Source organism: Mesorhizobium sp. M7A.F.Ca.ET.027.02.1.1, assembly GCF_004022985.1.
Lineage (GTDB): Bacteria > Pseudomonadota > Alphaproteobacteria > Rhizobiales > Rhizobiaceae > Mesorhizobium.
Window position 1 is genome coordinate 1 of sequence record NZ_RZOL01000043.1, and the last position, 25,847, is coordinate 25,847.

Consider the following 25,847-nt stretch of genomic DNA (forward strand, 5'->3'; position numbering starts at 1 on the left):
GGCAAAGTAGCACGAGTGGGAGATGGGAGGCAGCAACGCTGCCTGAGGTTTGATGGTCACGCGCACACCCGCTGCATCCTTTTCGACACCGCCGCGTTGAGGTCAAACCTGCCAGAAATGTTTGATCCGCTGGCACAATGACTGGAGCGGCTAATGCCGAAATTTCGCTTCGAGTTTATCGAGGGCATGTCGCAGCCTGCAATCTTTGCCGATATGGCTGATCGAGATGAGGCTGTCAGAGAGGCGAAGCGCACCGCCAAGGAGGCCATGCTCGACGGAATTGTCGAGGGCGTGGACCCGACCAGTTGGGTGACGAAGGTTTATGATGAGGCAGGCTATCTCGTCGCTACTCTCGGATTCCAGGATCTGGTCTCCGCGCCCAAGGATACGGAAGAGCTCAAGGAAACAGAGGAGCCTGGCGTCCTGCGATCGGGTTGAAGCCTGGTTTCTACGCTGTTGCCATCGAGCAGATGTCCCGAAGACCGCCCTTTGAACATTGCACGAACCAAATCGTTCGCCGGTGATGCGTCGCACCATGCACGACAGCCACGTCAGCCGACCGACCGCCGAGACCGAAGATGTCCTGATCGTCGGAGGCGGGCCGGCGGGATTGACCGCCGCTCAATATCTCGCCCGTTTTCGCCATCGCGTGCTGGTGATCGATGCCGGCGATCCTCGTGCCGCCTTGATCCCAACGAGCCATAACTGTCCTGGCTTTCCCGAAGGGATAAGTGGAGCCGATATTCTGGATCGCCTTCGACGTCACGCCACCTTGTATGGAGCCACTCTGGTTGGAGGGCAGGTCCATTCCCTCGCCGCTGCCTATCGGGGGTTCGTCGCTGAGACCTCGATCGGCGCAATCCGGACACGCAAGGTGTTTTTGGCGACAGGGATCATCGATACGACACCTGTCATTCCGCGTCTGCGCGAGGCAATTGCCGCAGGTGTCGTTCGACTCTGCCCTGTATGCGACGGGTATGAGGCGATCGACCAGAAGATTGCGGTCGTCGGGCACGACGAGAGAGCCTTTAAAGAGGCCATTTTCCTCAGTCGGTTTACATCGCTCATAACGATGCTTGGGAGCGACGCATCCGACTTTTCGCCCAGCACTCGTCGTGCGGCGAGGGCAAGAGGCATAGTCATCGGTGACGCTCTCGATACGCTCTGCCCGACAGCAGACGGTTGCGAGGCGATTTTGAAAGATGGGACGTCATCCCGCTTCGATGCCATTTATCTGGCACTGGGATGCAAGGTACGTTCTCAACTCGCCGAGGCGGTAGGCGCAAGATGTTGTGAAGAGGGCTATGTCACAGTCGACGAGCATCAGCAGACTTCCATCCAGGGCATGTACGCCATTGGTGACGTTGTCAAAGCGTTGAACCAGATAGCCGTCGCTTTTGGACAGGCTGCCATTGCCGCGTCGCATGCCCATAGAGAGCTTGAGAGCGCCGAGCGGACTGGATTTGCAGATCAGCCTTCTCAACGGACATGAAGATCACGGGGCTGATCGAGCTCTTGGCTGCCTTGATGGCGCCTGTGAACGTCTTACCCGGCCGACAAAGGAATTGCCGCAACTGGCCGAGAATGTCGATCGCGAAAGGTCCTGATACTCCCACCGACAGTTTGCAGCCGCGGAACATTCACTGCGGTACGAGGTTTGGTTGCCGGCCTACAATCCTCCCTCATTGTCTGGGCCTTGAGGCTGCCGAAGCAGCTTCGGCCCGTCTCGGCTTGTCCGGGGCGGGCTTTCGTGGCTGTCGCAACTCGGCTTGCCAAGCCATTGTTTCTGTCCAAGATCATAACTGCCAGCCTCAACTTTAAACGTACAGCAAGCCCAGAAATTCCCGTTAAGGAAGAGGCTTTCCGGATATGGTTGAAGGAGATCACACGTAGACCGGTAAAAGGCCGTTGCTGGCTCGGGCCGGATGGGCCTTTTTGTTCAGTGTCCGAAAAACGCGCGGAACATTCTTTCTGGTCCAGCGTTAGCGCGCGCCGGACGACCCGTTCTGCGATCTCTTGCTGGCCGGCGCTGCAATCAAGCTTCAGCGCGCCTCGGCCCCTCCAGAGACGGTGACGCACGGGAGTTGAGATGCGATGCATAGAGACGCCTTCACCCCATCAGAACTTGCCCTGCTCACCCGCGTCTTCGCACGCAGCAAAATTAAAAACGAAACCGCAACCGAGAGGGAACGGCGCGCATCACGTATTCTGGCTTACTACCAGGCGGGAATCACGGATGAGGATGAGCTGGAACAGCTTTCTCGCCAACCGCTGGGAAGGTGACGACTAGTCTTCCTTCTTCAGAGCTTCAGCCTCGTCTTTGAGCTTCGGCCAATCGGCTCCATGCTTGCGAAGCAGCGTTCGGGCCTGCTCGGGGTCAATTTCCGTGACCTCGACAAGATGTTCGACCTCAAGCTCCTGGCCTTTCGCAACCCGGCTTGCTTTGTTCGCTTTTCTTTGCACGTCGACACCCACTGCTGAGACAACATGAACGAGCGCTGAGAATGCGCGTTCCATAACTTCATACAAAAATACGCGACACCGATTAAAAATCGGTCGGATGGGACATGTATGAGACTGGCCATGACCTGCTGCTGTGCCTTACCGTTTTTTTCCATGTGGGGGGACCCGAGCTTGTTCGCCGGTCGAAATGGCGGCGGCATCTTCGGGCGATAGTCCGATCACGCGGCGTTCCTCGCCGCTCATGCCATTCGATGTGCCGGCACTCGGCAGCATTCTGACGCAGCAAGTCAGGCACGTTATCTCATCAACTTGATCTGAAGCGAGATGCTCAGCCTCAGAATCCTGTCGCCGTTTTCGTTCCGCACTTCAACAAATACTTGCTGCCCGTCCACCTCAGTAAGCACATCTCTCGTAAGGTCGATAAGGCCCTCGAAGCCCGCGCGGCGCACCTCCTCCAGATCGGCACATTCGATGCCGATTACGTCCTCGACGACCACGTCGTGATCGCCACTATCAAAGAAAAATCGTGCCATCCGAGAGCTTCCGTCACCACTAAGCTGCGGGGTTCCTTTGGTGCAGGTAGGTCGTGTCGAAATCACCTGCACGAGTGAGGCCGGGCCAATCAAGAACATGCACTCTTGACCCCGTCGTGGCGATGAGGCCCCTGCGTCGAAGTTCCTGAAGCATTCGGTTGACGTGGACTGTAGACAAGCCCAATGCATCGCCAAGTGCTGCCTGGGTAATCGGAAGATCCGCGACGTGATCCTGGATGCGTCCAACCGAGCGCAAGCGAAAGATCAGTTCGCACAAGATGTGAGCCATGCGCGTGTATGCCTCGCGTCTTCCCACATTCGTTACCCATTCTCTGTAAATCGCTGCATCGATCAGCGTCGACCGCCAAAAAGCCGTCGCGATTCGAGGATGCTGTTCGCAAATGGTGCGAAGAGCGTCATGTCGCATGAAGCCCAGTCTGGCTGCTGTCAGGGTCGTAAAATTGCAATCCATGACCGACAGATGCAGTCCGTGCAGATCGGGAATATCCCCAGCCACAAAGAAGGATGTAATCTGCCGTTTGCCGTCGCCGGTAAGTTTGGTGGAACCGAGCAGGCCATCCAAAACCACGAACGAATTGACAGGGCGGTCACCCTCACGCACCAGGTCGTAGTTGGCCAAAAAATCCTTCTCCTGAATTTGGATGCCTTTCAAAACCTCGACATCGGCCTCTCGGAGATCCGAGATGCTCTGGAGCTTGCGAATAAGAACATCCAAGGATGAGGTGGGTGACAAATTGGCTACCTAGCTGATGTTGATTATCGAACTTGCATTCGCTTCAAAAGTTCCGGGTAGCCGTAAAGAGGCGCCGGACTGATGGGTCGGCAGTTGGGAAAGACGCGAACGCACCCAGGACCCCTGGTTGGGACCTCAGTGCCCAGCGGTAGAAGAGGCCACGTTGGGTTGCTCGCTTGGGGTGCGGCAACGCTCCCGACGTGAATAAGCCGCACCCTTAAGGGAGCCGCCTAGGCCGTGCAGCAACCTATGACATAGGCTGGGTTCGAATTTTGACGTCACATCAGGGGCTCAAGCTCCGTTGAGCCCGCCCGAATTCCGCACAAGCCGCAAGAAAGAAAGCGGCAGGCCAGAAAGGGGTGATAATCCCTTGGCCATCGCGTTTGGCATGCGATTGACGCGCACCCAAGCCGAGGCGACGCGGTATGTGATTATGCGATAGCCGAAGGGAGATATCGAATGAAAGAAGACCTATCAGGAGGCTCATTTTGACAAGCGTGAGCGACTGTCGGCGGCGAGGGCTTCGCCCAGCTCATCGCCCCTCAGCTCGGGGCCGACTGACTAAAGGCCGTACTGATTGGAACTACAAAAGGAAGCTTGTTGGGGCCGGCCCTTCTCCAAGTTGCCTGTCTCTCAAGGCCCCTGGCTCTCGGTAGCGGGCTTTTGCAATCCCCGGAAGGGCCGGGAAGTCCGCCACATTGCGTGGAACATGCCGTATCGCGGGGAACATTTTAGCAAACTGTAAATTCAACGGTCTTCTGGTAGGAGGCCAATGTGTCCCGGCGAAGCGTCGACAAAGACCGATTGGAGCGCGCAGACCGTGAGGCAAAGATTGCTAACGCGGCCGAGAGAGAGGCGCGAGATACAAAAACTGCGCGACTTCGAGAACAACGCCTTGCTGCCGAAGCCAAGGCTTCGCAATCATTCAAGAAAGGTCGATCCAAGGGCTAGGTCGCTTACCCGCTGACGCTCGCCCCGACGCGCGCAAGTGGTGCGGGCCCGTCCAAACGTGAGGTGCATGCGATTGCGAATTTTTTCTTGGAACCGTCTTTTCGCAGCGAAGTTCGGTACCGAAGGGACATTCCAATATGGAGTTGATCATGAAACAGGTTCTTTTGGCTTCAGCCATTATGGTACTGTCAACTGGCCTCGCTGTTGCGCAATCGACCACCACGACCACAGGCGGATCGTCGACCTCGACGACCCAGACAACGCCGAGCACTACGACCGATCAGGGAACGGATTCGACCACCACGAGTGGAACGAACTCTAACTCGAACTCCGCCAAGGACTGCGCTCCAGGTCAACAAACTGGCAGCGCCAAGCAGGCCGCGCCAGGTCAACAGGATACCGATGCTAACTCGGCTGCTCCTGGCCAGATGAAAAAGACCACGGAAGGCTGCTGACGTGTCTTGGAACTGTTGCCCTGTTCCAGATTGATGCAAAGGGGTCGACTCTCAGGGTGTAGCCGCTCTCGAACGCCCGTCGTGCTAGGTCGGCACGGCGGGTCGATACCAGACCAAGGTCTTGTCGTTTCGCGGCGAGTCGCACGCGAGGTGTGCCGTGTTGGTTCACCCTAGGTGGCACCTGCTTTGCACCGCCCGCGACAGCAGGGGAAACCAACACCCCAGCGAGTCCCGTTATCCCAGGGACGGCCCGCCGCTGCCGCTAATGGGACGGCGGGCTTTTTTCTTATTCCATGAAACGAAAGGTCATTCCGTAAGTTGGCTTCCCAGGGAGGAACCAATGAAAAAGGATGGCGACGGCCGTGTGAAGAAGGGCAATGAGCAATTGCTTGCCCGACGTTTGTCTGAAGAAGTCGGCATTTCGGAGCCGGATGCGCGCGGTCTGATCAAGCTTATCGGCACGGATTGGAATTCGCTGCTTCGTGAAGCCCGTTTTTTGAAAGAGCGGCATTAGAATGCTCCTGCCTGTCGTGACTAAATTATTATTCAATCGACTCTCGCCAATATGAGCGTAGTCTACTCTCATCGGCGGTAGTTTCAGGGCACCGCCGGCTGTGAGCGAAGAACATGCTTCCGCCCCAACGGAGGAAGCCATGACCGCTCCCGCTACCATCGGCGTTGCAAATCCCGAAGAACTCGCCCTCCTACAGCAGGTGTTTCAGCGGGCCTGCAAAGAGCGTGCGCTAGCAGAAGGCAGCGTCGAGGCCGAGGCACTGAGCGCCCGTCTGATGTGGCTGTTCCAGCACTCCGGAGCCTACTTCGATGAAGCTACTTTCGAAGAGATGCTGCGGGGTGAAGGCTGATGAGCCGCGCACCTTATCTGGACCGCCTGGATGATCTTATTCGCCAGCACAAGGAGCTTTCTGCCCAAGGGGAGATCCTGCGGGCGGAATGTCGACTGAGTTGCTATGTCTTGGAGGAATCGGCCGATGGCCTACGGGGAATAGTTGGCAGGGCTTGGGACGCCAGAGTAGCACGGCTTCGCCGTGATACTATTCGGTCCGGAACGTGATTACCGTTGCAACTCGGGTATAAATAGCGCCATGTTCACAACAAGTCCTCCAGTCTTAATTGTAGCATTTCCCTTGTGCCGGTAGCGTATGCGTCAGGTCATTCGGCCCACGCTTGTGTCCAGTTAAGGTCGGCACGGTCACTCAACCCGAGCTTGGTCCGCTTGATCCTGCCGACTCCCTTACGCGAACGCTTTTTGTCGCACTGAGCCAGAGCTCCGATGCATTTGAAGCACCCTTAAGCACCTCGTGTGCTTGCGAAAGCGACGTCTGCTCCTGCGATCGGGTGGAAAGATGCCGGCGCACGTCGCGGAACAGAACCGTGTGCCTGACGTTGTGCCGAGATCGAGGTCTAGGAGAAACGGCATGGTTGCGCCACGCGCGGTGTGGAAGGGCTTTCTGAGGGTCGGTTCCGTGTCATGCGGGGTGAAGATAGTTGGTGCCACAAGTGAGGCATCCAAGATCCACTTCAAGATTTTGAACCGCAAGGACGGTTTACCCGTCAAAAGCGCCTATGTCGATGAAGAGACCGGCGATGTTGTCGAAGCCGAGGATCAGATCAAAGGGTATGAGGCGGACAAGGGTGATTTCATTCACGTCGAGCCGGACGAGATAAAGAAACTGAAACTGACGTCGCAGCATACACTTGACGTCGATTCCTTCGTTCCGGTTGCCGAGATCGACACACGTTTTCTGGAGAAACCATACTATTTGATCCCGGCAGACGGTGCCTCTCTGGAGGCCTTTGCCGTCCTGCGCGATGCGATGGCCAAGAAGCGCGTTGCGGCACGCTCCTGCGTCGTACTCTATCAGCGCGGGCGCGAAGTGTTGATACAGCCCCTTGGAAAAGGGATGTTGCTGACCGAGCTACGGACCCACAATGAGATGACATCGGAAGACACCGTCTTCAATGACGTGAAAAGCCCAAAGTATGATGCGGATCTGCTCGAAATCGCGGGGCTTCTCATCGACAAGAAGGTGACAAAGTTCGATCCTTCGAAATTCGAGGATACCTACGAGGATGCGCTGATTGCCATGATCGACGCCAAGCGCAAGGGCAAAAAACCCCCGAAACCGGCGCCGAAGCCCAAGGAGAACGTGGTCGACCTGGCCTCGGTTCTTCGAAAGAGCCTCGCCAAGGAAGGCATCGGCCAAGACCGGCCAAAGGCCAAGAGCCGCAAATCAGCATAGTCAAAGATAGCGATCACCATCGCTGCGGTGCTCAAAAGAACCAGTGCAATTGCAGTGCTAGGTTAGGCGGCGGAACTGGCTGTGAGCAAAGTCGATGCCGGCGCCGAAGCAATGCGCGATGAACTGGCGCAGGGGCCAACGGCCGCTGATCTTCAGGCCGTGAGCCCAGCCTCACGCCTCAAACGTTGAAGCCGTTCACACGGCACTCGACGCCGTGCATGCTGCCCGTCGGAGGCGTGAGCCTTGACCGTGCCTTCATCTACAGTGACTGGCAAAGGTACGATCATCACAGCCGGAGGCATATCCCTCCATACAGCTTGCGGCTTGCTCGGGACTGCGACTGATTCATGCCGATCGTCGGTGCGTTGCGATGGCACTTGGTAGGTAGGCTCTGCCCGGATCACCGGCTCCAGATCGTGGGGGAAGTTCGGCGCATGGACGGGCAGTGCTTCGGCCGAGTTTTCGCCCTTTTGAGTGATGGCCGGAAGCATTTCAGCGATCTCGATCAGGATATCTTTGACCAGATGTCTCATCTGTGCGCCCGCCCGCTGCGGCCCATTGCTATGGCGATCAAACTTGTTGAGGCAACCAATGTTCCCGCTTGAAGCGAATGGCGGGCTTTACCGGGAAAGATCGGCGGAGCGGCTCATGCAATACTCCAGGCGACGTCGCTGCGATCCTCTCGCCTTGCATGATCGATGTCGGAAAGTCGAATTTGAACGTACTGTTCCCTGCCTTCGTCGGAGCGGTGGATGATCCGATGACGGCTGTGTGCCTCGCCCCCGACTTGCCTTGCGCAGCTTCTTCCCTGGCTGCTGTCTGCCCTCCGGTGGGTTCGATCGGGAACAAAGGCTCGACCATCCGGTTTGGAACCATCCCGTTAAGCACAGGACCAATGTGCAGCCTGGCGGATGAGAGACGGCTGCCGGATTGCTATGGCTGTTCCCGATCTGCATTCGGCAGCCGAGATTGAGCCCAAATGCCCTAAGGAGACTTCGCATGAGCGAAGCAGGACACAGCGCAGGCAATGAGGTGACTTCGATTGCGGGCACGTCGCCGTTCGCCAGTTTTTTCATGGCTGGCTTCGAGTGCTCGTCGCACCGGCGCAAGGACGGCGTTCGCCTCGATCTTATCCGCGCGACGTCGCATTATTTGCATGCCCTGGGCGACTACCGCAGTTGCGCCGAACTCGGTCTTCGTACCATCCGCGACGGCTTGCGCTGGCACCTCATCGAAACCGCTCCTGGAACCTATGACTGGTCAAGCTGGACGCCGATGGTCGAAGCAGCGCAATCGGCAGGTGTCCGGATCATCTGGGACATCTTCCACTACGGATCTCCCGACCATGTTGATCAGGGATCGATGCATTTCATCGATGCCTATGCCTCGTTCGCCGCGGAAGCTGTGAGGGTTCATCGTTCAATCGCCGGTACAGCGCCTCTGTTGTGCCCGATCAACGAAATTTCGTTTTTCGCCTGGGCTGTTGAGGTCGGCTATTTCCCGCGCGTCGGCCCGAAGAAGCGGGGATGGTTCAAGCGGCACCTCGTGAAAGCAGCAATAGCCGGCGTTCGCGCGATGCGGGAGGTCGATCCCGCTTGCAGATTTGTCTGGGCCGAGCCGCTTATCCACATCGCTCCTCGCGACCGGACCCGCACCGAACGGCGCCGGGCCGAAAATGCCCGTCAGGGACAGTTCGAAGCTTACGACATGCTGCTGGGCCGGGCCGAACCTGAGCTGGGTGGGAGCGAAGATGTCGTCGACGTCGTTGGCTTGAATTTTTATCCACACAATCAGTGGTACCTAAACGGGCCGACGATTCCGATGGGGCATCACGAGTACCGTGCCCTATCGGAGATGCTGATCGAAGTCGCGCATCGATACAGCAAGCCTATGTTCATCGCCGAGACCGGCTCCGAGGGGTCTGGCGGGCCGGCTTGGCTCCACTATGTCTGCGACGAGGTGCGTGCCGCAGAAAGCCTCAAAGCCCCGATCGAAGGTATTTGCCTTTACCCGGTAACCGCCTATCCGGGCTGGGACAATTCGCGGCATGCGGAGGTGGGATTGTTTTCAGTCGTCCAGGCGGACGGCAGCCGACACGTCCACAAGCCCGTCGCGGACGAATTGGCCCGCCAGCAAGCTTTGTTCGCGGCGAACCCGACGCGTTAAATACATGAGCTGCACGAGGGACTGCGCGAGCGCCTGTCGGCCCCGCGCCGATGCTCCCGGGTCCAGGTGGGGGAGCTACAGCGCCCCTTCGGCCAACGACGCATTCCCCACGCCCGCCCATTCCGGGACGCTCTTTTGAATGCGTGCGAAGGTTGCCAGGGCCTGCCCGACCACCTGATCCATGTTGTAGTAGCGGTAGGTTGCCAGGCGGCCGACAAACCACACGTCGGGACAGGTTGCGGCGAGCGCTTCGTAGCGCTTGTAGAGCTCTTCGTTTTCGGCCCGCGGCACCGGATAGTACGGGTCCCCGATATCGGTGGGATATTCGTATGTCAGGCTGGTCCGCACGCTCCGTTGGCCGGTCAAATGTTTGTATTCGGTGATGCGGGTGTAATCTTCCGTCTGGGGGTAGTTGACGACGGCAACCGGCTGAAACTGCTCTTGGTCGAGGGTGACGTGCTCGAAACGGAGCGAACGATAAGGAAGACACCCTAGCTGCCAGCCGAAATATTCGTCGATCGGGCCGGTATAGATCAGGCGGTTGAATGGTATCTTGTCACGAATTTCGCGGAAGTCGGTCTGCAGCATGACCTTGATGTTCGGGTGATCGAGCATGCGCTCGAACATCCTCGTGTATCCGCCGGCAGGCATCTTCTGGAAGCTGTCGCTGAAATAGCGGTCATCGCGGTTGGTCCTGGTCGGCACTCGTGCCGTCACTGATTTGCTCAGCTGGTTCGGATCGACGCCCCATTGCTTCCTTGTATAGCCACGGAAGAACTTCTCGTAGAGCTCGCGTCCCACGGTGCTGACGACAACATCCTCGGCCGTTCGCACGTCCTCTACCGTCTCGCGCCGCGATGCGAAGAACTCCTCCAACTGTGCGGAATTCAACTCAAGGCCATAAAGGCGGTTTATCGTGTCGAGATTGATCGGGATGGGAAGCAGTTTCCCGTCGACCGCCGCCAGAACCCTGTGCTCGTATGTGCGCCATTGGGTGAACTGCGAGAGGTAGTCCACGATCGACTGGCTGTTGGTGTGAAAAATATGAGGCCCGTAACGATGGATGAGGATGCCGGCTTCATTGTAGCAATCGTAGGCGTTGCCGCCGACATGGCTGCGGCGGTCGACCAGGAGAACGCTTTCATGACGCTGGGAGGCTATCCTTTCAGCAAGAACGCTGCCGGCAAACCCCGCGCCCACGATCAGCCAATCGAACATGGCTATGCGCTCCTGCGGAGCGGGACGACCTTCTTGCGTCGGTAGGCGCCCTCAATGTGAGCGGCCATGGCCTTCCATGTTCTTTCCCACGACATGTCAGCCAGATAGGCATCGACTTGCGGCAGCAGCATCTCGCGCGGTCGCAAAAGCAGGGAGCGCAGCTTGCTGTCCAAGTCGTCACCGTCGGCGATCTCCACCAGCCCAGCAGCGCCGTAGCTGCGCACAACGTCGACGATTGCCGTCGAGATCACCGGCAGGCCCGCCGCCAGAAACTCTGGCGTCTTGGTTGGGCTGATGAACCGGGTCGCTTCGTTGAGCGCAAACGGCATCCACCCGGCATCCCAATGGCGCAGATAATCGGGCAGGTCGCAGTAGGCCTTCGCGCCCAACCAATGAAGGTTGTCGGCCTTCGGCAGGATTGCAGGATCGATTTTGACAACGGGGCCGATCATGACGAAATGCACGTCCGGCATGGTCCGCGCCGCTAGCGCCACGAGGTCGACGTCCAGCCGCTCGTCGATGACGCCGAAATACCCCACCCTCGGGTGAGGAATGCCGGCCTGATCGATGGGGTCCTTTCCTGGCAGCCTTGCCTTGTGAAAGTGTTTCACATCGATGCTGCTCGGAAAGGGGTAAATGGCCTGATGCAGGCGGCGCTTGGTCTCGAACAGGCTCAGGCCACCGGTGAAAACGAGATCGGCGCGGCGCAGAAGTTCCTTTTCCATCTGCGCCAGTTCGGGCGGTGCATTCTTGAAGGCGGAGAGTTCGTCCATGCAGTCGTAGACGCATATGTCTGGGTCAAGGAACTCCGTGAAGCGAAGAGCCATCGGCGTGTAGTACCAGGCGATCAGCCGGCTGTGCCGCATAGAAGCTATGATCTGTTGAACAAATCTCCGCTGGACGGCATCTGATTTCGCGGCCGCCGCGCCGAGCGGAAGCACTGGTGTCACAATTAGAATGTTTGGCGATGCCTCGCTCGTCCGCATCAGCGGCTGTGGCAGTTCTTCAAAAACAGGCTCTTCAAAGTAGATCACTCTCTGCTGCATGGATGCAAGAGTGAGAATATGCTGCGGGCGTTGATGGACGAAATTCCAACGCAAGTGGGAGAAGCAAACCAGTAGATTTTCCCTGCCAGCGTGTTTACTGGCGGATACCCTGCCCAAGGCTGCTTCCATTGAGATGTTCCTTCTCGTAATCTTTGGTTTATGTTACGACTAACATTTGTTAATAGCGGGTCGAGGAGAAATAGACTTCGATGCCAGCTCCTAACTTTCCCGCGCGTGAGTTGTTCCAAGGTGAAGTGAAGTGCTCTCAGTCACCGCTCGGATGACGAATGCGACGACATTTCCGCGGAGCTGAGAACGGCCACCACGCGTCGCCGGGCTTTGAAAGCGTGAGCGACGGGGGAATGTCGGTGGAGAACTGACCTGCCGTATTTGCGTTTAAGTCGCTGGTTATAAAATGTGCAGGACATCAAGTTGATTCGCCCGCATCACTGGCGAGTCCGTGCCAGGCGAATTCCGGGGCTGATATGAAGATCGACTTTTCAACCAATGTTTTTCCGCTGTTTCATCCGCAAAGCGTGGATGATCTCAAAGACCCTTGCCCCGTCTTTGATGGCAGCCTGTGGCACGTCTTCGGCTCGAGCGGCACGGTGACCAGCGAGACGTGGAGGATCCTGCATGCCACGGCGCCGGAACTTTATGGGCCGTGGACCGAGCATCAGTCGATCGAGCTTCCTATCAATGGGAGTGGTGTTGCGGCTCCGGGGGTCATTCACGAAAGTGGCGTCTTTCACATGTTCATCCAGACCGAGTTCATGAAGTCTGGTGGCCGCTGCGAGCATGCGGTTTCCAATGACGGGTTCCATTGGGTGGTTCTTAGCCCGGCAATCCTCGCCATCCCGGACACGGAGGAAGATGGCATTTACGATCCGCATCCCGCAGTTATTGGCGGCAGGCGCTACCTCGTCTATTCCGCCATGCCAAAATTCACCAGGGTGCCACAGCCCGACATCTATCTCGCGCGTAGCCAATCCGATTCATGGTTCGGTCCCTGGAAGCGGATCGGCAAGATCCTCGACCATAATGAAGTTCCTCACCACAACACGAGAGAGGATCCCGACTACGAATGGGGGATAGAGGGCGCACAACTGGTCGAATTGCCGGATGGCCGCGTGCTTCTCAATGCCACTTGCTTTCTCCCGAATGGCCTTCGGGGAAACCGGCAACGCGTGTTTTTTGCCATCGCCGATGATGTTGCTGGACCTTATGTGTCGATGGGACCGGTGCTGGAACCAGGCCAGCCGGGAGAGAACGGCCACTCGACCGTGATGATCGAAGGGGGCCAACTTTCGCTGTTTTACCAGAGCCGGGTCGCCACGACCGATCATCGGTGGCGCTACGGCTTGGCCAGATGCGACGTCGCCCTGTTTTCCAAGGTTGCATGAATTAGGTGTTGCTCGGACGGAACAATCCGTCGGAGCGCGTGCACACGACACCATGCAGCAGTCGCGGCGTTCGAAGACATGGGCGAACTGAATATCTCTGCTCCTTCCCGCAGGAGAATGAAGCATCAGCACGTATTCTATGCCTTCATCCTCGCTTCGTTGAAGGCGTCCAACAGCGCAGGGACGTGCCGGGCGTCCAGAGCGAGCAGATGATCGACACGCGGACAGCCGAATAGACAAAGGTCAGCCAAAGCCGAGGCAACCGGCGGCCTTCCGCTCGACCCGTGCGCAGTCGGGAGCACAAGGTTTGTACTCGAGCCACTGAAGCTCCGCACGAGGGGCAGCTCAGCTCATTCGTGATTGTTGCGTCCCGGACGAGCTCTCCGTTTCAGCCTGATCATAAATGCTTTCACCTAGTGGAACATCGGAGGTTCCACGAAGTTGGGAAGCCACGGAGGACGTGCACATGAACAGTGTCATCTATCTTATCGGCCTTATCGTTGTCGTGCTCGCGGTCCTCTCCTTCCTCGGTCTTCACTAGGTGGCCCATGCAGCATGAGAACGATCAGGGCGGACAGCCCACCGATTTCGACAAGGCGAAAAGCGACGTTTCCGACAGGCTTCGCCAGGAACAAGAACGTGCCAGCGAGTTGCTTCACGACGCGCGTGACACGGTGACCCGTAAGGCTGGCGATTATGCATCTGAAGCCAAGGAGGTCATTTCCGACAAGGCGGAGGAAGCTCAGCGCGACATCGGATCGAGTCTGGCGGCGCTGGGCGGCGCACTGCGCGCGGCCAGTGACCATCTGGCCAACAACGATGAAAGGAACGCATCGAAGTTCGCATTGGATGCCGCCGGTGGCTTGGAGCGGCTTTCATCGTCATTGAAACAGAAACCGTTCGGCCAGGTCCTTGAGGACGTGCAGTCCTTTGGCCGGCAAAATCCCGGTGTCTTGCTTGCCGGGTCGGTATTGGCCGGATTGGCTCTCGGGCGATTCATCAAGGCTTCTCCGCCGACAAGGCCCGAATTTCAGGATGATCCTGGAGACTTCAGATCACACACCGATCAGGCACAGGGTTGGTCCGTTGATCGTTCGCAGGATTCGGGCCTCGTCGGCGATGATGGGGCCACGCAGAACGCGGAGCAGGACAGATGAACACCCAGGACAATCCCAGCCTTACCGGACTGATCACCGACTTGGCCCAGAATGTCACCACACTGGTGCAAACCGAAGCCAGGCTGTTTCGGGCCGAGCTATCTGAAAAGCTCACCAAAGCCGGAGCAGGTGCCGCTGAAGTGCTCGGCGGCGCGATCTGCCTGCTCGCGGCATTATTGGTGTTGCTGCAGGCACTCGTTATCGCACTGACGCGGGCAGGGCTCGGCGCGGGGTGGTCTTCCCTGCTGGTCGGTGTGGTCGTGGCGATCCTCGGCGTCATCCTGCTGCGGACCGGGATGGCCAGCATGGCGCCTTCGGAACTTACCCCCGACCGGACCCAGGAACAGCTCAAGCGCGACGCGAGCGTGATCAAGGAACAAGTGAGATGACTGAGAAATCCGCAGCCGAACTTGAACGCGAGGCCGAGGCAGCCCGCGCCCGGGTGATGGAGACCGCCGAATCCATTCGAGGCAAGATGACGCCCGGACAATTGCTTGATGAGTTCACCGGGCTGTTCTCGGGAGGGGAGAGCTCGGCCATGCTCAGCAATCTCAGAACGCAGGTCCGAGACAATCCTTTGCCGGTCACCATGGTCGGCGCGGGTCTTGCTTGGCTGATGTTCGGCAGCGGTACCTCAAACACGGCCCACGGTTCGGCTGGCTACCCATTGCCTTCAGCGCCGGGAAGACATGATGAAGGGGAGCGCGGCGGCTTCGGCGGCACGCTCTCCGATGCCGCCTCATCGCTGTCGTCGGCTGCTACCAGCGTCAGCGGTACCGTTTCGAGCGCGGTAAGCAACGCCGCCGAGGGTTTGACGGGCAGCACGGCCACTGCAAGATCGGTGACCGGCGACATGGCGGCGAAAACCGCCCGCTCTGCCCAAGAACTGTTTGAGAACCAACCTTTGGCCGTAGCGGCCGCCGGTCTCGCCATCGGCGCCGCCATAGGTGCAATGCTGCCCCATACCGCAACGGAGGATGAGCAACTAGGCGCCTATGGCGACAAGCTTCGCAACACCGCCGGAACCATGCTCGACAGGGGTCTGGATGAAGCCAAGCAGGTCGCCGCCGACGCCTATGAGACCATCAAGCAGGAAGCTGGCCGGCAACATATGGAAGCAGGCACGATGGCCGATCAACTCGGCGAGGTCGTGAAGTCCACAGCAGACAAGACCGAGCATGCAGTGCGCGACCGGATTTCCGATTCGTCTCAGCGTCAAACCTAGCTTGAGATGATCCGGCATCAACGATAGTCGGTCTCTTCAGAAGGCCGGCGTTGTTGTTCAAACGGTGAACCGCTCGAGTCATTTCAGGCGTAGAGGTAAGCCGCGATATCGCGCGCCTGCTGCTCTGTAATCCGGGTCGACGGCATGGCGGTGTGCGGATTGATTTCCCTGGCCGATCGTATCCAGCGGATCAGGTTCTCTGGATTGTTGGCCAGCCCGCCGCCGATAAAGACGCGGTCAGCAAGACTGGCATCCAGGCGAGGACCGACCTGCCCTTGCGCGCCCGGCACGCCCGTAATCGTATGGCAGCCGGAACAGCCATTCGCAGTCATGATCGGCAAGGCCCTCGCAGTGTCACCGCCCGTGGCCGCCTCCGCCTCGTGGCGGACGCGCGCGGCCCGATCGGACCACCAGGTCATTCCGGCCACGGCCGCGACGAGCAGCACCAGCGCGGCGATGACGGCGGCAAGCAGTTTAGACAAGCTCGTACGCATGCGCCGCCTCCCTCCTTCCGCTCGCCTTGATCCACAACGCGACCAGCAGCAGCGCTGCGCCGCCATATATCAATCCAGCCGGAACCCACATCACCAGTCCGGCAAGTTGCTGGTCCTCCAGGGGGCTCAAATTCCACAGTGCCGCTCCCACCGCGTTCTCCGGGTACCAGAGGCGTGGCGAGAGCAACAGGAGAACGCCGAGCAGCCCGGTATGCAGCGAGGTGACAAAGAGGTGCATCACTGCGCTCCCATAGGCATGCTGGCGGCCGGGACGCGGCAAGAGGACCCACCAGAACAGCAGCCCTGTTCCGAAGAAGCTCGCGTGCTGTGCATAGTGCAGTACGCCGCGTTCGAGCGCGGCCTCGAACAACACCGGAATGTGCCAAATCCATATAGCAATGCCGTGGATAATGGTCGCGCTGATCGGCCGCGTTGCGAAGGCCCAGACCACCCTCAGCCAATTGGCGTGTCCGGCAATTCCCAGGATGCGCCGGAACCGGATGGGTAGGCCCCACATCAAGGCCGCAGCCGGGCAGGCAGAGACCAACAGCGGCGCCGCCACGGCCATCAGCAGTTCATGCTCGATCATATGCGCCGCAAAGACCTGCTCGCCGAGCACATGAATCGGGCTGACCAATGCGGCTGTCAACACGCTCCATCCGGCCGTGAACAGCAGAGCCTGGCGCATCCGCAACGTCCTGCCGCGGCTGCTGCGCCGCCAAAGCCGGCCAGCACCAACGACATATATCAGGGCAAGCACGGCGAGTGGCAGGGTGATGGGCAGCGCGAGCGTCCACCCGGCCCCGGGCGCGCCGACGCCGTAGCAGATGGAAGTAGGGACCAGCGCGTCCAGGTTCATCGCAGGCACTCATCCAGGATCAGCGCCGCGCTGCCTTGCATGAGGATCACAAGCGCAAACAGCAACGCCGACAACATCCCGAGATTGGCGACGAAGCGCTCTGTGCGGCGCGTACGCTCCGGCTTGAATGCGGCACCGCCTCGCCGCTTCGCCCGCCACGACAGCGCCCCGCCGAGCAGCGACAACAAGACGAGCAGCAGCGCCACGGGAAGCACGACCGGCACCTGGCGGTTGCATTGCCAAGGCACCAGCGCATAATTCAGCTGTGTCGAGACCGCCCAGGCCAGCGGACCTGACAGAAGACCACCCCAAGACGTTCCCAACCGCAACGCTCGCATCTCAGCCTAGCCTCGGCGCCCAATAGATGAGCACGTAGATCGGGATCCAGGTCAGGACCACGAAATCCCAGTAGAAGACATTGTCGCCGACATCGCCGAAGCGCCGGCCGCTATAGCCGTGGCGCGTGAACATCAGCACGGTCAGCACGATGGTGTCGCCGACATCGGTTATGAGGTGCGTGGTGTGCAGGCCAAGCAGCACCCAGAGCATCGATCCATAGGCGTTGGTGTCCCAATAGATGTTGAGGGCGGGGAATTCGAACCAGCGCACGACGAGCGGAGCGATGCCGAGCAGCGACATGACCACCAGGCCGATCCGCACCGGAACCATGGAGCATTGCTTGGCGTGGCGGTGGAGGACGTGGTTGGGCACAAGGCTGGCGACAAACAAAATCGTCACGATCGTTCCGGGCCAATGGTTAGGCTGCGGTGCGCTAACCCGCCACGCTGGCCACGACAGCGCAAGATAGAGATACGCGCCCGCTGCCAGCGCAAAACCGGTACCTTCGAGCGCCATGAAGCCCAGCGTGCCCCACCAGGTCGGGCTGTGCGGACCATGCCCGAAGGTCGGGAGTCCTGAAAGATCGGCGGCAATTCGATGCTTCATTCTTGGTCCTCCGGATCGCCCTTCGGCCAGAACCAACCGATCAACGTGATGGCGATCGGCGCGGCGCCCCAGAGGATCGCCCAGGGCGTGAAGATCGAATAAAGGAACGTGCCGCCGACGGCGAGCGCCGCAAAAAGCGGCCAGATCGACGGTGTGGCCGATTTCTCGCGAATATCGGGATAAGCTTCGGCCACGGTAGAGATGAGGAGTTCGCGCGCATCGACGCGGAGCCCGGTCGCTACAGGTAGCGCCTCGCGCTCGGCCCAGAGCGGCTCGATATGGGTAACCATGGGAATGCGTGCGAAATTATAGCTCGGCGGTGGCGAGGACGTTGCCCACTCCAAGGTTCCTGCGTCCCACGGATTGTTGCCGGCCGAGGTGCCTTTCAACGCGCCATGCACCAGATTGAAAGTGAACAGGACAAAGCTCAGGAAGAAGAGCAGCGCCCCGGCAGAGATGAAAAGGTTGATGTTGCCCCAGCCAAGCTCGGCCGGATAGGTGTAGACCCGTCGTGGCATGCCCCATAGGCCGACGAGATGCATCGGGAAAAAGGCCGCATTGAACCCGATGAAGGCCAGCCAGAAATGCCACCGCCCAAGGCGTTCGCTCATCATGCGGCCGGTGATCTTCGGGAACCAGAAATAAGCCGCGCCAAGCAGCGGGAACACCGAGCCGCCGATCAGCACGTAATGGAAATGCGCGACGACGAAATAGGTGTCGTGCACCTGAAGATCCAATGGCACCGAGGCGAGCATGACGCCGGTTAGCCCGCCGATGACGAAGATGAAGAAGAAGCCGAAGACGAACAGCAATGGCGTCCGGATCACCGGCCGGCCGTCCCAAAGTGTTGCAAGCCAGCAGAAGATCTGCACGCCGTTTGGAATGGCGATCAGCATGCTGGATGCGGTGAAGAAACTGGCGCCGAGCTTAGGCAATCCCGTGGCGAACATGTGGTGAACCCAGAGCCCGAACGACAGGAAGCCGACTGCGATCAGCGACAGGACCAGCCCGAGATGACCGAATGTCGGTCGCCTGGCGAAAACAGGAATGATCGAGGACACCATGCCCGTCGCCGGCAGGAAGATGATGTAAACTTCCGGATGGCCGAAGAACCAGAAGAGATGTTGGAACAGCAGAGCATCCCCACCTTCCGCCGGGTTGAAGATGTGCGTGCCGACCAGGCGGTCAAGGATCAGGAAAGTCGAGGTGATCATCACCGCCGGCATCGCGAAGATGACGACGAAAGAAGTGACCAGCATCGCCCAGACATAGAGCGGGATCTTGTCCAGCGACATGCCGGGGGCCCGCTGCTTGAACACCGTGACGATGGTCGCAACCGCGACGGCCAGTGACGACACTTCGGTATAGGTGATCATCTGCGCCCAGACATCGGCGCGCTTGCCCGGTGCGAATTCGGGGCCGGACAGCGGCACGTAAGCGAACCAGCCCACATCAGGAGCCATGTTGAGGGCAAAGGACACCCAGGCGAAAGCGCCGCCCGAGACGTAGATCCAATAGCTGAACGCGTTCAGGCGCGGAAACGCGATGTTGCGGGTGCCCACCATCAGCGGCACCAGGTAGATCCCGGTCGCCTGCACGATGGGCACGGCGAACAGAAACATCATCGTAACGCCATGCATGGTGAACAGCTGGTTGTAGAGGTCGGGCCCGATCAGGCCGCGTTGCGGTCCCGAAAGCTGGATACGCATGGCGACAGCGTTGAGACCGCCAAGACCAAGGAAGACGAAAGCGGTGATCAAATAGCGTCGTGCGATCACCTTGTGGTCGACGCTCGAGAGCGCTCCGACGATGCCGGACGGCGTCCGCCAGGTGCGCTCGAGCCAGCGATGCAGGCTGGCATCATCCATGCCCGTATCGCGGGGGCCGTCACGTTCGGGAGCAAGGTCGCCCTTGGCGGGGTCTGGTTCCGGGATGTGGCGGTCGCCTGTGACATCGGCGCTGCTCATTTCAGACCCTCGAGATAAGCGACGATTGCGTTGAGCTCGTCGCCGTTGAGATCTACCACTGGCATGTGGGAACCCGGCTTGATGCCTTGCGGGTCGGCTATCCAGGCGGCGAGATTGCCGCGGCTCATCGTCAGCGTTCCGGCCGCCAATGTTTTCCGGCTGGCGATGTGGGTGAGGTCGGGAGCCACCGTTCCGCCGGCCGGCGTTCCCCCGATCCTGTGGCACATCACGCAGGGGCGTTTGAGGAACAGGTCTGCGCCGGCCTTGGCTTCGCCGCTCGCCGGCGCGCCGGCCGGCTGCAACTGGTCGTTCAGCCACGCATCGAATTTCGGGCGCGGCTCGGCGATGATGAAGGTGCCCATATTGGCGTGCTGCGCACCGCAGAATTCAGCGCATTGACCACGGTAGACGCCCGGCTTGTCCGCCTTGATGTCCAGCACGTTCATGTGGCCGGGGATAAGATCGAGTTTGCCGGCCAAGCTTGGGATCCAGAAGGAATGGATCACATCGGTCGAGGTCAATAGCAGCCGCACCGGCTCGCCGGCAGGGATATGAATCTCGTTTGCCGTCGTCAGGATGCGGCTCGGCGTAGCATCCTCGTAGCGCAACTCCCACCACCACTGGTGCCCGGTCACCCTGATTGTCAGCACAGCCTCCGAGCCGATCGCAGCCAGCGTCCTGTTGGCGAAAAAGCTTAGCAGCGTCAGTCCGATCAGGATGATGGCGGTCAGTCCGACGGCGGACGCGACCACGCGCATCTTGCGGCGTTCGGCCGCTTCGTCGAGTAAGAGGGGTTCATCGCCGGGACGCGATCGCATAACCAGCGGTGCTGCGAGCGCGATCATCACCAGCACCCACACAACCGCGCAAAGCGCGGTGAAGAACCAGATCAGCCAAGCCAACTCGCCGGCTGCGGGGCCTTTCGGATCCAGCGCCGACTGCCAGCCTGCGCATCCCTGCAGAAGCAGGACACAGAGGGCGAAGGTCATCGAAGCCGGGCGCCTCACGGTGATTTGCCCAGTGTCGCGGCATCCGGCAGGCGGTTTTCCGAGGGATGCACCATCATGCCGTCATTGCGTTGCGGCGCGGCGGAGGAGGGCGCGTTGCCGCCCAGTGCACGCACATATGCCGCCAGCTCCCATATCTGGTCGTCGGGTATCTTCTGGCCGAAGCTCGGCATCCCGTTCGGCCTGCCGTCGCGGATCGTGGCGTGGATGCTTTCGATCGAGCTGCCGTAGAGCCACTTCTCGTCCATCAGCGCCGGGCCCATGCCGCCACCGCCATTGGCATGGCAGCCCGAGCAGTTGAACCAGCCGAACAGGCGTTTGCCCTCGCTCATGTGGAAGGCGTTGGCCTCGAAGCTCGCCGCCTTGTTATCGGTGGGGGAGGGTCGCTGTCCGCCCGGCTCCAACGTGGTCACGGGCGTCGGCTGCTCACCTGAGCCGAGCGCCGATTGCGGTCGCGTGTCGCGCTCCTCGCGCTGGCAGGCGACCAGGGCCAGCGTCAAGGGCAGTAACATCGCCAGAGCCTGCCTCATCGCGCCGGACTCCCGGCCATGTCCAGACGCGGTACGCCGTATTGCGCCAGAACCGCGTCGATCTCGGCCTTGTGTCTGGCAAGCGCGCTATTCACATCGCCACGCAGCGCATCGTCCTCGCGCCGAACACCCATCGAGATGTCGTACATTAGCGGCAGTTGCGGTCCGTCGATGCGGGGCGTGACCGGCGTGATCCGGAGCGACACCTTTTGCCTCTGGGCGAAATAGCCGGCGAGCGGACCCCAGACCACGGCAAGATCGATCTCGCCGTTCGCAACAGCTTCGACGATGCGCGCCGGAGGGTTGGGAGCGGAGTAGTCGCCATAGACGGGGTAGCCGATGAGGTGCCCGACGATGCCGCGGCGGCCAAGCGCCTGGACAGGCGGCGAGTTGGCGCCATCGTCGCCGATGAGCTGAACACCGATACGCAATTCTTGCAACCGCGGGTCGTTGAAGGAGGCCACGTCCGGGCCGTCCTGACGGGTCACGAAGACATAGGACGAACGGTAATAAGGCGTGGTCGTGCGCAGCATTTCGAGATTGGCAGGCGTGCCGGGCACGAGATCGCAAAGGCCTGCCTTCAGCGTGTTGCGGATGAAGCCACGGCGCTGCGCCCACCAAGTATACGTCAGCTTGGCGCCGAGATCAGTGGCGATAATTTCCGCGATCCTGTTCTCGAAGCCTTGACCGGCCGCGTTGGAAAACGGCATGTTGTTCGGGTCGGCGCACACTCTCAACTCACGTGGACTGGCAATAGCCGGCAAGAGCAACAAGGCGAGCCCGGCCATGCCGATCGCCACCCGTTGGAACGCCTTTCGCGCCGGACGTACGGTCAAGTCCAATCCATCAAGGCAGCCGGAACACATAAAGCGTGCCTCCCACCGTGGTAGCGTTCTTTAGATCCTTCATCGCGTTGACGAAGCCAAGTGCCGCGGTGGCATCGCGTGGGTCGAGGTCGCCGGAAACGATGGCACCGGCCCAGCCACCGACGCCTGACAGAATTGCGACATATTGGTGCCCATCGGGGCCGCGATAGGTTATCGGCTGGCCGATGATGCCGGACGATGTCTTGAATTGCCAAAGGAGATCGCCAGTCCTGGCGCTGACCGCCTTGAACCAGCCTTCCATGGTGCCGTAAAAGACGAGATCGCCGGCAGTGACGACGGTGCCGCTCCACACCGGAAAGTTCTCCTTCAGGACCCAGGCCGGCTTGGCGGCGGCAACATCCCAGGCGGTGAAGGCACCACGATTGCCGCCCGGCCCGGGGATCATGCGTACGTTCATGCCGACATAGGGCGTGCCTGCGATGTAGTTTACCTCGACGCCTTCTTCATCCATGCAGAGATTGTTGTGGGGGATGTAGAGCAGGCCGGTCCTCGGCGAAAAGGCCGATGGCTGCCAGTCCTTGAGGCCGGACGCTGTCGGGCAAATGTCTCGCACCACCTTGCCGGTGCCGGTTCTCTTGTCGGGGTTTGCAATCAGGCGGCCGGTCTTCAGGTCGACGCCCTTGCTGGAATTGACCGGGCCATAGGCTGTGGCCGACAGCACCTCGCCAGTGGTCCGATCGAGGATATAGAGGTAGCCGTTGCGTTCCGGTCGGACGAGGACCTTGCGCGGCTTGCCTTGCCAGGTCATGTCCAGAAGGATCTGCTCGTTGATCCCGTCATAGTCATGGAGGTCATGCGGGCTCCACTGATAGAACCACTTCGCCGCTCCGGTATCGGGATCACGCGCGAAAATACCGGACGTCCATTTGTTGTCGCCGGGCCGCAAATCCGGATTCCACGGTCCTGGATTGCCTGTGCCGTGGAAGATCAAGTTCAAGTCCGGATCGTAGGAGATCCAGCCCCACATATTGCCGCCGCCGATCTTCCAGGCTTCGGGCGGCCATGTCGTCACGCCAAGGTCTGTGCCCTTGTCCATGTCATAGTGGGGCTTGAAGTCCGGGCCGATCAGCACATCCTTGTCGGGTCCAGTGCCATAAGCCGTCCAGACAACATGCCCGTCTCCGGCATCCAGCGCCTTGACCCAGCCGCGGACGCCCATTTCGCCGCCGGAATTGCCGACCAAAACTTTGCCCTTCACCACCAGCGGAGCCATGGTGATGGTCTCGCCGATGTTGATGTTGCCGATATGAGCGTTCCAGATCGGTTTGCCTGTGTTGGCGTCGAGGGCGATCGTGTGGCCGTCCAGCGTGTTGAAGAAGATGCGCCCGTCGGCGAAGGCCGCGCCGCGGTTGACGACATCGCAGCAGGCCACCCCTTGTGCCGCCGGCTCGGGGTTGGGCTCGTACTTCCACTTCATCGGCGCGCCGGGCCTGGAAAGGTCGAGCGCGTAGACGATGTTGGGAAAGGGCGTGACGATATACATGGTGTTGCCGACAACCAGCGGCGCTGCTTCCTGGCCCTTGTTCACGCCGGTGGAGAAGGTGAAGGCGACCTGCAGGTTCTTGACGTTGCCTTCGTTGATCTCGGTCAGGTCGCTGAAGCGGGTCGACGCGTAGTTCTTGGCCGGCATTGTCCATTGCCCGTCATCGGGTGGCGCGGCGGCGGCGGGCGGCGCAATAGCCGCCGCCGATGGCGGCTCCGAGGCACCGCTCAGGAATGGGCCGCATGCCAGCAGCATCACCGAGACTATGCAAGTGCGAAAAGAATTCTCGGTCGCCGATGCGCGGGCGCCTCGTCCTTCGTTAACGCGCGCCTGTGCCGGGTGCAGCATGCCTTTCATTTGTGGATCGAGCCTCCCACGCCGGCGCCGAGCTCCGCCGCGATGTCAGCCTCGGTGCCGGCACAAAGCGGATGGCCCCAGCCCGAGGCGCTTTTGCCGCCGGGATCCAGATCGTAAACGATGGCGTCCTTGCGATTGGGATTGACTCCGGCGGGAACCTTGTCGAGGCCGAGCGCCGCGCGAACACGCCAGGCGACATTGTGATCGGCGCATGAGGAATCTCCGGAGACCCCGATGCCTCCGACGATGCTCTTTCCGTCATAGAGGGCAAGCCCGCCGCCAAACACAACGACGCCTCCAATCGGCTTGCCGACGAGCGGATCGCTGGCGCTTCCGAACGTTTTGGGATCGCCCGCATAGGCTGCGGCCTGGTTGACCGGATTGGTCTCCTGCAAGCCGAAAAGCGGCCCGCCAGGTTGCGCCCCCGCGTAGAGATTGGCCGTCGATAGGGCCATTTGCGCCAAGCTGAGCCCATTGGCCGTATTGGCCTTCTCTGCCGCGACGAGGCGACTGCCTGGCCATTGGGAATCGGCGGTCGGACCGCTGAAAGCGATCGCGCACACGGCGCCGTCGCGGGCAACGACAGCCGCCCATTCGTTGGTCTCAAAGCCTCCGTTGGCAGGTCCGCCGCTCGCTTTCACATTGGCCTTGAGGACAGCGAGCAGCTTATCGTGGTGGGCCGGGCAGGGCGCCTGTGCCATGGCTTGGCCCTGTGGGGACAGGCCACCCGCCAACACCAGGCCAAAGGCAGATAAGAAAAGCTGACAGCGGTACATTGTCCTGCCCATTGGTTCGAGCATCAGAATCATGGAGCACTCTGTCAGACTGGAGAATGCGAGAAAGAATCCGTGATCCAATGCCGTCGATGTCTAACTTGGGCGATGCAGGTATGTTCCTGCTTTTGGAAAAAATGCACAGTTCCCGTCCGGTGAATGGCAAGGTTGCCGTCTGTCCCGCCGGCTCATCGCATCTAGTAAGCACTTGGCATTATCGGAGAAGCGGAGCGGTTGCGGGACCATACGGACGATCCATCCGGACTCGCGACAACGGCTCATTTTGCGATGAAAAATGCCTTAGTTGAGAAGGCGACGGTACTTTTTGAGGCGACTTGGGCACGCTGGTGGACGTCATAAAATTCGAAAATCGCCCGGATGGTCCCGATAGTTGGTGAAACCTCGAAATATTTTTTGTGGCGATTTTCCCTTTAAAATCAAGAGCGTAATTTTTTGACGGTTCTAGTGTCGGAATTTTAGCAGTTCTGGAAAATATTTGACAGCGATTTCAAAGGGTTATACGCTGTTTGAACAATCGAGTGGGAGTAGGGAAGCTACGGTGATAAAGTCATTCGGCGGACTAGCCGACCTCCGTTTGCGACCACGCAGGTGACGCACGCAACAGACCCCACCCCCGCTCCGCGAACTGCGCCCGCGAGCGCGACCTTATACGCCTCATCGAAGTTGGAGTGCCCGAGCAGCGGCAGCCTTATCGGCCGCGTGAAGACCTTCAAGGGCGAGGACAAACTACGCCATGCGACCTTGCGAGCTATCCGAGAGGCGAAGCCGTGAGCCCTCGACGCGACGACGCATCCACTCAACACTGCACATCTCGGAGGCGACCGAGGCGAGGGTGGCCGGCGCCTGTGGCGGGTTTGTTGGGACGTTAGGCGCCGGCCGGGCGGGCGGGGGT

28 protein-coding genes are annotated in these 25,847 nt (G+C 59.9%); 12 read left to right on the plus strand and 16 right to left on the minus strand.

The window, feature by feature from the left end; all coding sequences use genetic code 11:
- The first annotated feature begins 153 nt into the window (after positions 1–153).
- From EN749_RS07650 to EN749_RS07660, 3 genes are all read left to right on the plus strand, one after another.
- Entirely contained in the window at positions 154–438 is a 285-nt protein-coding gene (locus tag EN749_RS07650; RefSeq protein WP_127395629.1) for a hypothetical protein, read from the plus strand.
- Between the two features lie 97 nt (positions 439–535).
- The gene (locus EN749_RS07655) at positions 536–1,492 is read left to right on the plus strand and encodes an NAD(P)/FAD-dependent oxidoreductase (protein ID WP_245486676.1); all 957 of its coding nucleotides are present in this window, start codon (positions 536–538) and stop codon (positions 1,490–1,492) included.
- A gap of 602 nt (positions 1,493–2,094) precedes the next feature.
- On the plus strand, positions 2,095–2,283 hold the full coding sequence (locus EN749_RS07660; RefSeq protein ID WP_128289055.1) for a hypothetical protein: 189 nt from the start codon (positions 2,095–2,097) through the stop codon (positions 2,281–2,283).
- A gap of 3 nt (positions 2,284–2,286) precedes the next feature.
- Here EN749_RS07660 and EN749_RS07665 read toward each other — a convergent pair whose 3' ends face one another.
- From EN749_RS07665 to EN749_RS07675, 3 genes are all read right to left on the minus strand, one after another.
- Positions 2,287–2,517 (minus strand): hypothetical protein, encoded by a 231-nt coding sequence (locus tag EN749_RS07665; RefSeq protein WP_189367416.1) that lies wholly within the window; start codon positions 2,515–2,517, stop codon positions 2,287–2,289.
- A gap of 242 nt (positions 2,518–2,759) precedes the next feature.
- Positions 2,760–2,996 carry a hypothetical protein gene (locus EN749_RS07670; protein WP_127395628.1) on the minus strand — a complete coding sequence of 79 codons (237 nt, stop codon included), beginning with the start codon at positions 2,994–2,996 and terminating at the stop codon, positions 2,760–2,762.
- A 19-nt stretch (positions 2,997–3,015) separates the two neighbouring features.
- A complete protein-coding gene (locus tag EN749_RS07675) occupies positions 3,016–3,750 on the minus strand; it encodes a Crp/Fnr family transcriptional regulator (protein ID WP_127807734.1) in 735 nt (244 codons plus the stop codon).
- A gap of 1,100 nt (positions 3,751–4,850) precedes the next feature.
- Here EN749_RS07675 and EN749_RS07680 point away from each other — a divergent pair.
- The 4 genes from EN749_RS07680 to EN749_RS07695 all read left to right on the plus strand — a co-directional run bounded on the left by EN749_RS07680 (position 4,851) and on the right by EN749_RS07695 (position 7,417).
- On the plus strand, positions 4,851–5,156 hold the full coding sequence (locus EN749_RS07680) for a hypothetical protein (RefSeq protein WP_128289054.1): 306 nt from the start codon (positions 4,851–4,853) through the stop codon (positions 5,154–5,156).
- Positions 5,157–5,496: 340 nt separating this feature from the next.
- Positions 5,497–5,670: a hypothetical protein gene (locus tag EN749_RS07685; protein ID WP_127266475.1), complete on the plus strand. Its 174-nt coding sequence runs from the start codon at positions 5,497–5,499 to the stop codon at positions 5,668–5,670.
- A gap of 139 nt (positions 5,671–5,809) precedes the next feature.
- A complete protein-coding gene (locus tag EN749_RS07690; RefSeq protein ID WP_127266476.1) occupies positions 5,810–6,019 on the plus strand; it encodes a hypothetical protein in 210 nt (69 codons plus the stop codon).
- A gap of 573 nt (positions 6,020–6,592) precedes the next feature.
- Positions 6,593–7,417 carry a Ku protein gene (locus tag EN749_RS07695; RefSeq protein ID WP_127397210.1) on the plus strand — a complete coding sequence of 275 codons (825 nt, stop codon included), beginning with the start codon at positions 6,593–6,595 and terminating at the stop codon, positions 7,415–7,417.
- Between the two features lie 152 nt (positions 7,418–7,569).
- Here EN749_RS07695 and EN749_RS07700 read toward each other — a convergent pair whose 3' ends face one another.
- Entirely contained in the window at positions 7,570–7,950 is a 381-nt protein-coding gene (locus tag EN749_RS07700) for a hypothetical protein (protein ID WP_189367412.1), read from the minus strand.
- 466 nt (positions 7,951–8,416) lie between these two features.
- Here EN749_RS07700 and EN749_RS07705 point away from each other — a divergent pair, with 466 nt between their 5' ends.
- Positions 8,417–9,583, plus strand: coding sequence for a beta-glucosidase (locus tag EN749_RS07705; RefSeq protein ID WP_127397211.1), 1,167 nt, complete (start codon positions 8,417–8,419; stop codon positions 9,581–9,583).
- 75 nt (positions 9,584–9,658) lie between these two features.
- On the opposite strand, the gene glf is transcribed toward EN749_RS07705, so the two are convergent.
- Both glf and EN749_RS07715 read right to left on the minus strand, forming a co-directional pair.
- Entirely contained in the window at positions 9,659–10,801 is a 1,143-nt protein-coding gene (gene glf / locus EN749_RS07710; protein WP_127397212.1) for a UDP-galactopyranose mutase, read from the minus strand.
- Between the two features lie 2 nt (positions 10,802–10,803).
- A complete protein-coding gene (locus EN749_RS07715) occupies positions 10,804–11,976 on the minus strand; it encodes a glycosyltransferase (RefSeq protein WP_128289053.1) in 1,173 nt (390 codons plus the stop codon).
- A 356-nt stretch (positions 11,977–12,332) separates the two neighbouring features.
- Here EN749_RS07715 and EN749_RS07720 point away from each other — a divergent pair, with 356 nt between their 5' ends.
- From EN749_RS07720 to EN749_RS07735, 4 genes are all read left to right on the plus strand, one after another.
- The gene (locus tag EN749_RS07720; RefSeq protein ID WP_164873692.1) at positions 12,333–13,250 is read left to right on the plus strand and encodes a hypothetical protein; all 918 of its coding nucleotides are present in this window, start codon (positions 12,333–12,335) and stop codon (positions 13,248–13,250) included.
- A 548-nt stretch (positions 13,251–13,798) separates the two neighbouring features.
- The gene (locus EN749_RS07725) at positions 13,799–14,407 is read left to right on the plus strand and encodes a DUF1206 domain-containing protein (RefSeq protein WP_127396345.1); all 609 of its coding nucleotides are present in this window, start codon (positions 13,799–13,801) and stop codon (positions 14,405–14,407) included.
- The gene (locus tag EN749_RS07730; RefSeq protein ID WP_127396344.1) at positions 14,404–14,796 is read left to right on the plus strand and encodes a phage holin family protein; all 393 of its coding nucleotides are present in this window, start codon (positions 14,404–14,406) and stop codon (positions 14,794–14,796) included. Before EN749_RS07725 ends, EN749_RS07730 begins: the two co-directional genes overlap by 4 nt.
- A complete protein-coding gene (locus EN749_RS07735; protein ID WP_128289052.1) occupies positions 14,793–15,632 on the plus strand; it encodes a DUF3618 domain-containing protein in 840 nt (279 codons plus the stop codon). The genes EN749_RS07730 and EN749_RS07735 overlap by 4 nt, the downstream gene beginning before the upstream one ends.
- Before the next feature lie 83 nt (positions 15,633–15,715).
- On the opposite strand, the gene EN749_RS07740 is transcribed toward EN749_RS07735, so the two are convergent.
- From EN749_RS07740 to EN749_RS07785, 10 genes are all read right to left on the minus strand, one after another.
- A complete protein-coding gene (locus EN749_RS07740; RefSeq protein ID WP_128362877.1) occupies positions 15,716–16,126 on the minus strand; it encodes a cytochrome c in 411 nt (136 codons plus the stop codon).
- Positions 16,107–16,985: a cytochrome c oxidase assembly protein gene (locus tag EN749_RS07745; RefSeq protein WP_128362878.1), complete on the minus strand. Its 879-nt coding sequence runs from the start codon at positions 16,983–16,985 to the stop codon at positions 16,107–16,109. The genes EN749_RS07740 and EN749_RS07745 overlap by 20 nt, the downstream gene beginning before the upstream one ends.
- Positions 16,982–17,191, minus strand: a complete 210-nt coding sequence (locus EN749_RS38640; RefSeq protein WP_245491301.1) for a hypothetical protein — start codon at positions 17,189–17,191, stop codon at positions 16,982–16,984. Before EN749_RS38640 ends, EN749_RS07745 begins: the two co-directional genes overlap by 4 nt.
- 133 nt (positions 17,192–17,324) lie before the next feature.
- A complete protein-coding gene (locus EN749_RS07755; RefSeq protein ID WP_128362879.1) occupies positions 17,325–17,930 on the minus strand; it encodes a cytochrome c oxidase subunit 3 in 606 nt (201 codons plus the stop codon).
- Positions 17,927–19,897 (minus strand): cytochrome c oxidase subunit I, encoded by a 1,971-nt coding sequence (gene ctaD, locus EN749_RS07760; protein ID WP_128362880.1) that lies wholly within the window; start codon positions 19,895–19,897, stop codon positions 17,927–17,929. Before ctaD ends, EN749_RS07755 begins: the two co-directional genes overlap by 4 nt.
- Complete coding sequence (gene coxB, locus EN749_RS07765; RefSeq protein ID WP_128289050.1) at positions 19,894–20,886, minus strand: cytochrome c oxidase subunit II; 993 nt, start codon at positions 20,884–20,886, stop codon at positions 19,894–19,896. Before coxB ends, ctaD begins: the two co-directional genes overlap by 4 nt.
- Positions 20,887–20,900: 14 nt before the next feature.
- Positions 20,901–21,434 (minus strand): c-type cytochrome, encoded by a 534-nt coding sequence (locus EN749_RS07770; protein ID WP_127268117.1) that lies wholly within the window; start codon positions 21,432–21,434, stop codon positions 20,901–20,903.
- A complete protein-coding gene (locus tag EN749_RS07775; RefSeq protein WP_245491303.1) occupies positions 21,431–22,222 on the minus strand; it encodes a substrate-binding domain-containing protein in 792 nt (263 codons plus the stop codon). The genes EN749_RS07770 and EN749_RS07775 overlap by 4 nt, the downstream gene beginning before the upstream one ends.
- 58 nt (positions 22,223–22,280) lie before the next feature.
- Positions 22,281–24,161, minus strand: coding sequence for a methanol/ethanol family PQQ-dependent dehydrogenase (locus tag EN749_RS07780; RefSeq protein WP_128362881.1), 1,881 nt, complete (start codon positions 24,159–24,161; stop codon positions 22,281–22,283).
- Positions 24,158–24,862, minus strand: a complete 705-nt coding sequence (locus EN749_RS07785) for a heme-binding protein (protein WP_127811240.1) — start codon at positions 24,860–24,862, stop codon at positions 24,158–24,160. The genes EN749_RS07780 and EN749_RS07785 overlap by 4 nt, the downstream gene beginning before the upstream one ends.
- Between the last annotated feature and the right edge of the window lie 985 nt (positions 24,863–25,847).

Coding starts and splice junctions, on each gene's coding strand:
- EN749_RS07775 (WP_245491303.1), bottom strand. CDS start 22,222: ATGGCCGGGCTCGCCTTGTTGCTCTTGCCGGCTATTGCCAGTCCACGT.
- glf (WP_127397212.1), bottom strand. CDS start 10,801: ATGTTCGATTGGCTGATCGTGGGCGCGGGGTTTGCCGGCAGCGTTCTT.
- EN749_RS07650 (WP_127395629.1), top strand. CDS start 154: ATGCCGAAATTTCGCTTCGAGTTTATCGAGGGCATGTCGCAGCCTGCA.
- EN749_RS07770 (WP_127268117.1), bottom strand. CDS start 21,434: ATGAGGCAGGCTCTGGCGATGTTACTGCCCTTGACGCTGGCCCTGGTC.
- EN749_RS07705 (WP_127397211.1), top strand. CDS start 8,417: ATGAGCGAAGCAGGACACAGCGCAGGCAATGAGGTGACTTCGATTGCG.
- ctaD (WP_128362880.1), bottom strand. CDS start 19,897: ATGAGCAGCGCCGATGTCACAGGCGACCGCCACATCCCGGAACCAGAC.
- coxB (WP_128289050.1), bottom strand. CDS start 20,886: ATGACCTTCGCCCTCTGTGTCCTGCTTCTGCAGGGATGCGCAGGCTGG.
- EN749_RS07780 (WP_128362881.1), bottom strand. CDS start 24,161: ATGAAAGGCATGCTGCACCCGGCACAGGCGCGCGTTAACGAAGGACGA.
- EN749_RS07720 (WP_164873692.1), top strand. CDS start 12,333: ATGAAGATCGACTTTTCAACCAATGTTTTTCCGCTGTTTCATCCGCAA.
- EN749_RS07785 (WP_127811240.1), bottom strand. CDS start 24,862: ATGGCACAGGCGCCCTGCCCGGCCCACCACGATAAGCTGCTCGCTGTC.
- EN749_RS07740 (WP_128362877.1), bottom strand. CDS start 16,126: ATGCGTACGAGCTTGTCTAAACTGCTTGCCGCCGTCATCGCCGCGCTG.
- EN749_RS07665 (WP_189367416.1), bottom strand. CDS start 2,517: ATGGAACGCGCATTCTCAGCGCTCGTTCATGTTGTCTCAGCAGTGGGT.
- EN749_RS07690 (WP_127266476.1), top strand. CDS start 5,810: ATGACCGCTCCCGCTACCATCGGCGTTGCAAATCCCGAAGAACTCGCC.
- EN749_RS07745 (WP_128362878.1), bottom strand. CDS start 16,985: ATGAACCTGGACGCGCTGGTCCCTACTTCCATCTGCTACGGCGTCGGC.
- EN749_RS07755 (WP_128362879.1), bottom strand. CDS start 17,930: ATGAAGCATCGAATTGCCGCCGATCTTTCAGGACTCCCGACCTTCGGG.
- EN749_RS07735 (WP_128289052.1), top strand. CDS start 14,793: ATGACTGAGAAATCCGCAGCCGAACTTGAACGCGAGGCCGAGGCAGCC.
- EN749_RS07730 (WP_127396344.1), top strand. CDS start 14,404: ATGAACACCCAGGACAATCCCAGCCTTACCGGACTGATCACCGACTTG.
- EN749_RS07670 (WP_127395628.1), bottom strand. CDS start 2,996: ATGGCACGATTTTTCTTTGATAGTGGCGATCACGACGTGGTCGTCGAG.
- EN749_RS07660 (WP_128289055.1), top strand. CDS start 2,095: ATGCATAGAGACGCCTTCACCCCATCAGAACTTGCCCTGCTCACCCGC.
- EN749_RS07680 (WP_128289054.1), top strand. CDS start 4,851: ATGAAACAGGTTCTTTTGGCTTCAGCCATTATGGTACTGTCAACTGGC.
- EN749_RS07725 (WP_127396345.1), top strand. CDS start 13,799: ATGCAGCATGAGAACGATCAGGGCGGACAGCCCACCGATTTCGACAAG.
- EN749_RS07655 (WP_245486676.1), top strand. CDS start 536: ATGCACGACAGCCACGTCAGCCGACCGACCGCCGAGACCGAAGATGTC.
- EN749_RS07700 (WP_189367412.1), bottom strand. CDS start 7,950: ATGAGACATCTGGTCAAAGATATCCTGATCGAGATCGCTGAAATGCTT.
- EN749_RS07685 (WP_127266475.1), top strand. CDS start 5,497: ATGAAAAAGGATGGCGACGGCCGTGTGAAGAAGGGCAATGAGCAATTG.
- EN749_RS07715 (WP_128289053.1), bottom strand. CDS start 11,976: ATGGAAGCAGCCTTGGGCAGGGTATCCGCCAGTAAACACGCTGGCAGG.
- EN749_RS07695 (WP_127397210.1), top strand. CDS start 6,593: ATGGTTGCGCCACGCGCGGTGTGGAAGGGCTTTCTGAGGGTCGGTTCC.